The sequence below is a fragment of the Parafrankia sp. Ea1.12 genome (assembly GCF_900465275.1).
Taxonomy (GTDB): domain Bacteria; phylum Actinomycetota; class Actinomycetes; order Frankiales; family Frankiaceae; genus Parafrankia; species Parafrankia soli.
Genome location: NZ_UBIZ01000522.1, coordinates 1 through 9,192 on the forward strand (window position 1 = coordinate 1; position 9,192 = coordinate 9,192).

General features: G+C 69.9%; 9 protein-coding genes and 2 pseudogenes. 5 read left to right on the forward strand and 6 right to left on the reverse strand.

The window, feature by feature from the left end; genetic code table 11:
• Both FMEAI12_RS30520 and FMEAI12_RS30525 read right to left on the reverse strand, forming a co-directional pair.
• Positions 1–524, reverse strand: a 524-nt coding sequence (locus FMEAI12_RS30520) for an amidohydrolase family protein (protein WP_146776800.1), incomplete at its 3' end; no start/stop codon positions are given.
• Positions 525–1,020: 496 nt separating this feature from the next.
• Positions 1,021–1,932 (reverse strand): alpha/beta fold hydrolase, encoded by a 912-nt coding sequence (locus FMEAI12_RS30525; protein WP_112108754.1) that lies wholly within the window; start codon positions 1,930–1,932, stop codon positions 1,021–1,023.
• Positions 1,933–2,164: 232 nt separating this feature from the next.
• Here FMEAI12_RS30525 and FMEAI12_RS30530 point away from each other — a divergent pair, with 232 nt between their 5' ends.
• Positions 2,165–3,190: a TetR/AcrR family transcriptional regulator C-terminal domain-containing protein gene (locus tag FMEAI12_RS30530; RefSeq protein WP_200835466.1), complete on the forward strand. Its 1,026-nt coding sequence runs from the start codon at positions 2,165–2,167 to the stop codon at positions 3,188–3,190.
• An 85-nt stretch (positions 3,191–3,275) separates the two neighbouring features.
• Positions 3,276–4,232: an NADP-dependent oxidoreductase gene (locus FMEAI12_RS30535; protein ID WP_112108755.1), complete on the forward strand. Its 957-nt coding sequence runs from the start codon at positions 3,276–3,278 to the stop codon at positions 4,230–4,232.
• Between the two features lie 98 nt (positions 4,233–4,330).
• Here the strand turns inward: FMEAI12_RS30535 and FMEAI12_RS30540 are convergent, their stop codons facing one another.
• Both FMEAI12_RS30540 and FMEAI12_RS30545 read right to left on the reverse strand, forming a co-directional pair.
• Entirely contained in the window at positions 4,331–5,248 is a 918-nt protein-coding gene (locus FMEAI12_RS30540) for a hypothetical protein (protein WP_112108756.1), read from the reverse strand.
• Positions 5,245–5,856 (reverse strand): SigE family RNA polymerase sigma factor, encoded by a 612-nt coding sequence (locus FMEAI12_RS30545; protein WP_112108757.1) that lies wholly within the window; start codon positions 5,854–5,856, stop codon positions 5,245–5,247. The genes FMEAI12_RS30540 and FMEAI12_RS30545 overlap by 4 nt, the downstream gene beginning before the upstream one ends.
• Positions 5,857–6,071: 215 nt before the next feature.
• On the opposite strand from FMEAI12_RS30545, the pseudogene FMEAI12_RS38820 reads away from it, so the two are divergent.
• A pseudogene (locus FMEAI12_RS38820) lies at positions 6,072–6,386 on the forward strand (MerR family transcriptional regulator); the annotation flags it as partial.
• Positions 6,387–6,554: 168 nt separating this feature from the next.
• Positions 6,555–7,547, forward strand: coding sequence for an aldo/keto reductase (locus FMEAI12_RS30550; RefSeq protein ID WP_235014839.1), 993 nt, complete (start codon positions 6,555–6,557; stop codon positions 7,545–7,547).
• Positions 7,548–7,584: 37 nt separating this feature from the next.
• Here the strand turns inward: FMEAI12_RS30550 and FMEAI12_RS38825 are convergent.
• Positions 7,585–8,037: pseudogene (locus FMEAI12_RS38825) on the reverse strand (aldehyde dehydrogenase); the annotation flags it as partial.
• On the opposite strand from FMEAI12_RS38825, the gene FMEAI12_RS38830 reads away from it, so the two are divergent.
• Positions 7,927–8,313: a hypothetical protein gene (locus FMEAI12_RS38830; RefSeq protein WP_235014837.1), complete on the forward strand. Its 387-nt coding sequence runs from the start codon at positions 7,927–7,929 to the stop codon at positions 8,311–8,313. The pseudogene FMEAI12_RS38825 and the gene FMEAI12_RS38830 sit on opposite strands and share 111 nt — an antisense overlap.
• A 326-nt stretch (positions 8,314–8,639) precedes the next feature.
• Here FMEAI12_RS38830 and FMEAI12_RS30560 read toward each other — a convergent pair.
• Positions 8,640–9,192: ABC transporter permease (locus tag FMEAI12_RS30560; protein WP_146776801.1), on the reverse strand; the 553-nt coding region annotated here is incomplete at its 5' end.

The window sequence follows — 9,192 nt, forward strand, 5'->3', positions numbered from 1 at the left end:
GCCCGGCAGCCCTTCGCCGCCACCCGGCGGATCTCGTTCACCATCAGCTCCGGCTTCCAGGTCGGAAGCAGCGCCAGCGGGATGAACCGGCCCGGGTAGGTGCCGGCCCACTCGTCGATGTGCCAGTTGTTGTACGCCTGGATCATCGTGACCGTGGTGTCGGTCTTGTAGTGGTTGAGATGCCCGGCGCTGAACCCGGCGAACGTCGGGAAGCACATCGACGCCAGGATCCCGTTACGGTCCATGTCCCGGACCCGGTCGTGGATGTCGTACACCCCCGGGCGCATCTCGGCGAAGCCGGCCGGGTCCTTGCCCCACTCCTCCGCCGGCCACGAGACGACCGCGTTCAGGCCACTGACGCCCGTCACCCGGCCCTGGTAGATCCACTGGTCCACGCCCTTGTCGTTGCGCACGACGTGCGGCGCCTGGTCGACCAGGTTCGCCGGGACGTGGTTCTTGAACATGTCGGGCGGCTCGACCACGTGGTCGTCGATGCTCACCAAGACCATGTCGTCGATGTTCATGATCCTCCTCGACTGGCGGGTCCGGGGCGTGCGCCAGACCACATCGTCAGCGTCTCTATCTGTTTCTACGCTTCCCGGCTCTGGCCGTCTCTGCGTATTCGGCCAACAAGCCCACGAAATCGGTCAGGGATCCGCTCGGCTCATCCCGGGTGACCGGGGTGCGTCGGTGCGTCATCAGGACACCCCGACACCGTTCCCGGCAGGGCGACGTCTCGGCGCATCCATACCCCCTCCCTGATCAACCATGACCGATGAGCAGGTCAAGCGCCATCGAAGCCGGCCACGCCCCACCCGGGATCCGGCCGCGCCGCATCGTGGTGGATTAGTCACTCAAAGTAGCGCTGCCGTGAATCGATCAGGAATCGATCGGGCCGGATCTGGGACGCCGCCACCGGCCGGCCTGTCGGTTGGCGGCTTGAGCAGTTGCCCGATGGCGAGCTGGCGGTCTGGTCAGCGTCTCGGCGGATAACGCTGCCCGTCACCGTCACCGTCACCGTCACCGCTCGGCCCGTGCCGAGCCGGACGTGCCGACGGCGGCGAAGAAGTCGGCCACTGCCGCGGCTACACGCCGCGGCGCCCTCTCCGGCCCGAAATGGTCGAGGTCCCCGAAGGTGACGAGGCTGGCGCGGGGCAGAATCCCGGCGAGCTGTCGGGTCGCGCGTCCGGCCGCGGTGTCGTCACTGTCCCTGCCGGCCATGAGCAGCGTCGGAGTCGTGATCGCGCGGTAGCGGTCGGGCTGGTTCGCCACCCTCGCCGCTTCCTGATGCTCCCTGATCGTCCCGCCCAGCAGGGCGTGTTTCCGACGGCGTTCGGCGGGTCTGATCGCGAATGCCAGGATGAGTCCGAGCAGGGCACGAGGGACCCGTCCCGTCGTCTCGGGGTTCACGCCACGGACGAAGGTGATGAACGCCTGCCGTGGCCGGCCGCGATCGAGTTCGTCCTGGCAGCGCCGCGCCCATTCCAACGTCACGGGCCCGACGCCGTCGAGGAGGACTCCGGGTTCGTATGCGGCGGCGCCGTCGAACGCACCGACTCCGACTCCGACGGGGGCACCGGCACCGGCAGTGGCACCGGTGTTCCGCAGGGCCTCCAACAGCAGGAATCCGCCGAAGCTGTGCCCGACGACGAATCGAGCTCGCGTCGCCGCTCGGACGGCCTCGAGGTCGGCGAGCTCCTTGGCCGCCGTGTAGGCGTCGCCCTGCGGGCCGCTGGCACCGCGCCCCCGTCTCTCGATTGTGTGGACCGTGAACCCGCTCGCCAGCGCGGCCGCGAATCCATCAAGGTCCGCCGCGACCGCGAGGGCTCCCGGAACAAGCAGAAGACCGGGGCCCCGGCCAATCGTCCGATAACTGATCACCGTTCCGTCGGTCGATTCCACACTCCCTGTCTCGACCTGCGTAGCCACCACGCCACTTCCTTTCGGGCTCCGATATACGTGCGCATTCCGCCGGGCGTGGGATCCAGAAAATCGCGCCACGACCCGCCATCACCCGACCAGGATCGAATCGATCCGGACGGTCGCATCGTATGGAACAGGTCCAGCAAAGGAAATCACGCACTAGTGCACCAGAATTTGATGGCCGGATAGCATCCGTTCCCAGGCGACATGCGCACTAGAGCAGTCCGGGAAGAGGCACGCTGTGGTCATCTCCGATTCGGAGGACGTCCCGCCATACCTGCGGATCACCGCCGAACTGCGGCGGCGGATCACATCCGGCGAGCTGCGGCCGGGCGAGCGGCTGCCGTCGACCCGCCAGATCGTCCGCGAGTTCGGCATCGCGATGGCCACGGCCACCAAGGTGCTCGCGACGCTCCACCAGGAGGGTCTGGCCCGACCTCTCCCGGGTGTCGGCACGATCGTCGACTTCTCGGGCCCGCATCCCCGGAGCCCTGGTGCTGCCCGGCCCCGTGCCGGCGGCCATCCGACGTCGGGGCTGGCCCGACCGCGGATAGTGCGGGTGGCGGTCGACATAGCCGACCTGGAGGGGCTGGCGGCGCTGTCCATGCGTCGCGTGGCCGTCGAGCTCGGTGTCACCACCGTGGCGCTCCACCGGCAGGTGGGCGGGAGGGGACAGCTGGTGCTGTCGATGGCCGACATGGTCTTCGCCGAGGCACCGCCACCCGACCCACCGCCGGCCGGCTGGCGCCGGTGCCTGGAGGCGGCGGCACGGTCCCAGTGGGCCATGTACCGCCGGCACCCCTGGCTGGCACAGGCGATGTCCTTCACCAGGCCCCTGATGTCGCCGCAGATCAAGGCTCATGCGGAGTGGGTGATGCGGGCACTGCACGGACTCGGTCTCGACCCGGTGGCCATGATCCACGTACACACCACCCTGGCCGCCCACATCCGTGGGCTGGCCCTGAACCTGGAGGCGGAGGCGGAGGCGGTGCAGGACTCGGGCCTCACCGACGAGCAGTGGATGGACGCCCACGGCACTTCCGCGATCACCCCACCGGCGGCGACTTCGGCTCACCCGCTGCTGGCGAGCGTCCCGCCCCGATCCCTCGACCTCGACTCGCTCTTCGAGTTCGGCCTGCAACGCCTCCTCGACGGCATCGCCATCCTGATCGAGACGAGTCGCTGCCCCGTTCAGCCTCCCCCGCAGGCCGTGTCCAGGCCGATGAGCGGTGACGAGAATTCGCCGGAGCGTGGTGCCTCCGCGTGACCCGGGTCTCATCTCCTGCCCTTGATCTCAACCGCGGTCGAGGTCGCAGACTCGACCTTCGTCAACGGCGATGAAGGGATGTCCGATGAAGGCAGCGGCGTTCGCGCGGCACGGTGGCCCGGAGGTTCTCGAGCTGATGGATCTGGCCACGCCGGTGGCCGGGCCCGGCCAGGTACGGGTCCGGGTCCGGTTCGCCGGTGTCCAGCCGATCGACTGCGCCGTCCGCGCGGGCTGGGCACCGCCCGGGGTGACACCCCGGCTCCCGACGATTCCCGGCAACGAGTTCGCCGGGGTCGTCGACCAGGTCGGCGACGAGGTCGATGGAGTCGGCGGGATCGACGGCGTCGACGGCGGGGGTCACGGCGTCGCGGTGGGCGCCGAGGTGCTCGGCTTCGGGCAGCTGGGTGCGTATGCCGAGTATCTGGTGGTACCGGCCGGCCAGGTGACCGCCAAGCCGGCCGGCATGTCCTGGGAGGTCGCGGGTGGGTTCAGCGGCGGGGCGCAGACCGCCCACATCGCGCTGCGGGAGCTGGGCGTCGGCAGGGACGACACCGTCCTGATCCACGCCGCCGCCGGCGGGGTCGGGACGGTCGCCGTCCAACTGGCCGTACGCGCCGGCTCGACCGTCATCGGCACCGCCGGCGCGGCCAACCACGACTATCTCCGCTCACTGGGCGCGATCCCGGTCGCCTACGGCGACGGCCTGGTCGAACGCGTCCAGGCGATCGCGCCCGCGGGCGTGGACGCCGTGCTGGACGGAGCCGGCGGCGACGCGCTGACCACGTCGCTGGCGCTGGTCGCCGACCGGAGCCGGATCCTCACCCTCGTCGAGCACGGCCGGGCGGGGGAGCTCGGGATCCGGGTCACGCCCAACCTCCGGTCAGCCGCCCGGCTCGCCGAGCTGGCCGACCTCCAGGCGCACGGAGCCCTGCACATCAACGTCCGCCGGGTCGTCCCGCTCGCGGACGCCGCCGAGGCGCACCGGGAGCTGGAGACGAGACACGGCCGCGGCAAGATCGTCCTTGCCGTCAGCAGCGGCTGACGGCCACCGCCCCTGCAGTGGCGCGCAGGAGGCGCCACTGCCTCTGCCCGCGCGGCACGGGGAGTGACGGCGCCCGTCTCAGCCCTCCTAGGCCCTCCTCAGCCCGCCTCGGTTGCAGCCAGGAGGCGGCCATCCCGGTCGTAGGCCCGGACGACCGGTCGATTGGCCTGGTACCAGTCGTTGAAAAGCGTCGGGTTGTTCCGTCTGAAGTCCTCGAACCCGGGCTCACCGGGCCGTGGACCAGGCTCGGGCGGATCGATCTGGACGGTCCTGACCACGACCTTCCCGTCCTGGATGGGAACCTCGACGATTTCGCCGGACGGAGTCGTCGCGGTGACCCGGGCAACCCGGGCCGACACCCGTCCGCCACAGTCATGGACCGTGCGACTGTCACCGGGGCCGCTACCGAAGCCGGCTCCGAGGCGGCCTCCGAAGCCGCCGCCTATCCTGTGACTTCCGCCGGCGTACTCCAGCTCGAGATCGGTCCGGGGCACCGCATCGTGCCCGCCCCCCCAGCTGTAGACATACGCCCCGTCGATGTCCAGCCGACCTGCCGCGTCCGCCGGCACGTCGCAGTCGACGAACGTCGAGGGGTTCGACAGGATCACGGTCGCTCCGGCGGCGTCCCGCGCCGCCGCCCACACCGTCAGCCCACCCGGCTGGAAGCGCGCCGGGTCCGCCGGCCCAGGACCGGACTGTAGGCACTCGACCACGAGATGTGCCGCTTCGTCCGGAGTGAAGGTGACCGGCTGGAGCCGGGTGATCCGCGGGGCCGGCGGAAGGTCGGCGGGCGCGAGGGATGCCTTCCCCGTGCCGCCCCCCAGAGTCAGGCCGGCCGCGATCCCCACCGCGGCCACGGCGCACGCCACCGCCGGGGCGGCCCGCCGCGCGACCCGACGACGGCGCTCCCCCGGAACCCGGGCCCGTACGCCGGCCCACAGATCACCCGACGGCCGGACGTCCACCGTTCGCTCCGCGCCACGAAGGCGTTCGATCATCTCCTCGTCGGAGGTCATGCCGCACCTCCCCTCGTCCCGTTCAGTTCCGATGCGCCGAGCTGGGGCGGCACGGCGCCGTCGCCGGATCTCGACGGCTGCCGCACGCCGTCGGACCGCGGTCCCATCGCCGTCCCCAGCGACGGATCGGCCCGCAACCGGGCCAGGCCCCGTGACGCGTGGGTCTTCACAGTCCCGACCGAGCAGCCGAGGATCTCCGCGACGCGGGCCTCGGACAGGTCCTCGCAGTAGCGCAGCACCACGACGGCCCGCTGCCGGGTGGGCAGGGCGGCCAGCGCCGCCGCGAGTCCCGCCCGGTCCTCCACCGCCGCCAGCTCGCCGGCGGACCCGCCGACCAGCCTGTCGGGCACCGTGGGCATCAGCGTCTCGACCACCCGGCGACCGCGGAACCGTCGCCGATGAGCGTTGACGAGAATTCGCCGCACGTAGGCGTCAGGGGAGTCGCACACACGGACCTTCCGCCAGGCGACGAAGGTACGTGCCAACGCCGTCTGCGCCAGGTCCTCCGCCTCGGCCGCGTCGCCGGTCAGCAGGTACGCCAGCCGCAGCAAGGCCGGCAGCCGGGCGGCGAAATACGCCCGGAACTCATCGTGTCCGTCATCGTCCATCAGCTCTCCTCAACCCTCCAGAGGCCCCCAGGACCCGCTCAGGTTGACCGAGACGGAGCTGACCGACTCGACGCCGCCAATGACGCCGATCATGGCGGCCGCGTTGATCCTGGGCACGACGGCCCGTCCCGATCCGCGTGGGTGAGGCTGGTCGGGCGCGCCGTACGCCGGAAGAGGTTTGACTTCGAGCGCGCTCGAAGTCCTAGCTTCGAGGCATGACCGCGATCGACGAGCTCAGCGAAGACGGTCCTCGGGTGCCGGCCGGGCGTACGTCGGGCTGCCGGGCACCCGGGCCGGGACGGCCCTCCGTCGGCGTCGCCGGGCCGGCGGACAGCGGCCTCACCATCGCGGAGACGGCGACGGTGAGCGGCGTGAGCGCGCACACTCTGCGGTACTACGAGCGGGTGGGCCTCATGCTCGATCGGGTGGCGCGCGCTCCGTCGAGCCATCGCCGCTACGACGACGAGGACCTGCGCTGGATCGCGACGCTCACCGCGCTGCGCCAAACCGGCATGCCGATCCGCCAGATCGCGCGGTACGCGGCGCTTGTACGGGCCGGCCACGGCAACGAGACCGAACGGCTCGAGCTGCTCACCGCCCACAAGGAGCGCGTCACCGAGCGTCTCGATGAGGTTCGCCGCCATCTCACAGCCATCGACACCAAGATTGATATCTATCGGGAGAGGACCAGACGACCGATGCCCCACGACACATTGCGCCAGGTACCGCTCGGTTCCCAGGGACTCCAGGTCAGCGTGCAGGGCCTCGGCTGCATGGGCATGTCCGACTTCTACGGCGCAACCGACGACAACGAATCGATCGCCACCATTCAGCGCGCGCTCGGCCTGGGCGTCACCTTCCTCGACACCGCCGACATGTACGGGCCGTTCACAAACGAGCGACTGGTCGGGCGGGCCATCTCCGGCCGGCGCGACGAGGTGACGCTCGCGACCAAGTTCGGGATCGTCCGTGACCCGGACAATCCCCAGGCCAGGAACATCAACGGCCGGCCGGAGTACGTCCGCTCAGCCTGCGACGCATCCCTGTCCCGCCTCGGGGTCGACCACATCGATCTCTACTACCAGCATCGGGTCGACCCGACTGTGCCGATCGAGGACACCGTTGGCGCCATGGCCGAGCTGGTCACCGCCGGGAAGGTGCGCTACCTCGGCCTCTCCGAAGCATCGCCGGCCACGATCCGCCGGGCGCACGCCGTGCATCCCATCTCCGCACTGCAGACCGAGTACTCGATCTGGTCACGCCACCCCGAAGAGAAGATCCTCCCGACGGTGCGCGAGCTCGGCATCGGCTTCATCGCCTACAGCCCGCTCGGACGGGGGTTCCTCACCGGAACCTTCCGTACCCAGAACGACTTCGAGGCCGGCGACTTCCGCGCCAGCATGCCCCGGATGAACTCCGAGAACCTCGACGCCAACCTCTCGGTCGTCGCCCAGATCGAGGAGATCGCGGCGGCGCGGAACGCGACACCCGCCCAGGTCGCGCTCGCCTGGGTGCACCACCAGGGCGACGACATCGTCCCGATCCCCGGAACGAAACGACGTCGTTACCTGGAGCAGAATGTCGCCGCCGCCGGCCTCTCGCTGACTCCGCACGAGTTGGAAATCCTGACGAAGGCCGGCGAGGCTGTGCAGGGCGAGCGCTACCCGGACATGTCCAACGTCAATCTGTGATGTGAGAGCACACCGGTGCCGGCGGCCGTTCTCCTGTTCAGAGCTGGTTGTAGACGGATTTCGTCTGGAGGTACATCTCGATGCCGTCCTTGCCGAACTCGCGGCCCCAGCCGGACTGCTTGTAGCCGCCGAACGGCATCTGGTGGTCGAAGACCAGCTGGCAGTTCAGCGTGATGGTGCCCGCCTCGATCCGCTTGGCGAGGCGGTGGGCCCGGGCGCCGTTCTGCGTGTAGACGGCGCCGGCCAGACCGTAGGTCGTGTCGTTGGCCAGGGCGATGGCCTCGTCCTCGTCGTCGAACGGCAGGACGGCGACCACCGGCCCGAAGATCTCCTCGCGGTACAGCCGTGCGTCGGTGGAGACGTTGGTGAGCACGGTCGGGTGCACGAAGTATCCCTTGCCTTGTGGGAGTTCGGCAGCGAACCCGGTACCGCCCTGATCACCGAGTTCATGGCCCTGGCCAACCACCGCAAGACCATCCGCGCGGAGATCGCCGAAATCGCCGAGCGATCCCGCGAGGCACAACTGGAGTCGCTCACCCGTAGAGCCGCCGATGAGGATCTCGGCCTCCCCGACGTGCCCCCGATCGCGCTCCTGGTCCTGATGACCATGGTCTCCAGAGGAATCATGATGGAAAATTCCCTGGGAGTGACCCTCGGACATGCGGAAGCCCTGGCGGTCATCGAGAACATTCTCGCCACCGTCGAGAACAGGTCAGACTCGGCCCACATCGACGGCGTCACCGAAACGCGCGCCGCCGGCCTGTGACACGATTCCACCCCTTTCCAACTCGGCACCATGTACTACAGATGAGTGCCAGACCTTCGGAAAACTCGTTCGGCTGGTCCCACCCGATGCTGACGCCCCTTCGTGGCTGTCCTGTCGGGTTGCGCCCTGGAGCGCCTCGTCGAAATGAGGCGTCCACATCGTTCACTCGCCCCCCTTGCTGACGCCGCCGAGTTGTTCGATCCGCTGGGCCGCAGGTCGGTCAGCGCGGCGACGGAGGCGGTGAGTGAGCCGTCCGGCGCACGAGCAGACGGCTCCGAATCCTGTGACGTGACACCGCCCGTCAGCGGCCCCGGTGCCCTGGCGGCTCAGGGCGCGGTGAGTGCTTCGGTGGGTTGGAGGCGGGAGGCGCGGGTGGCGGGGTAGAGCCCGGCGCCCGCGCCGACGACGAGGGTGGCGCCGAGTCCGAGAAGCATCGCCCAGGACGGGACGACGGTTGGCCAGGCCTGAGTGGTGGCGTAGCACGTGGTGACGCCGGTGCCGAGGATGAGTCCTGTGATCCCGCCTAGCGTGGATAGGAGAAGCGCTTCGGCGAGGAACTGGTTGCGGATGTCCCCGCGGGTGGCGCCGAGGGCGCGGCGGAGTCCTACCTCGCCTCGTCGTTCGAGGACGGAGATGACCATGGTGTTCGCGACGCCGATGCCGCCGACGAGTAGCGCGACCGATCCGAGGCCGAGCAGGAGCGCGCCGAGTGTGGAGTCGGCCGCGTGCTGTGCGGCGAGGGCGTCGGAGGGGCGGGAAACGTCAACCTCGTTGGGGGCCACGGGGTTGGCGGTGCGGGCGAGCAGCGTCTGTACGGCTTCGACATGGTCGGGGTTTGCTCGGGTGTACGCGGTGGTCGGGTAGGTGTCGAAGCCGAGC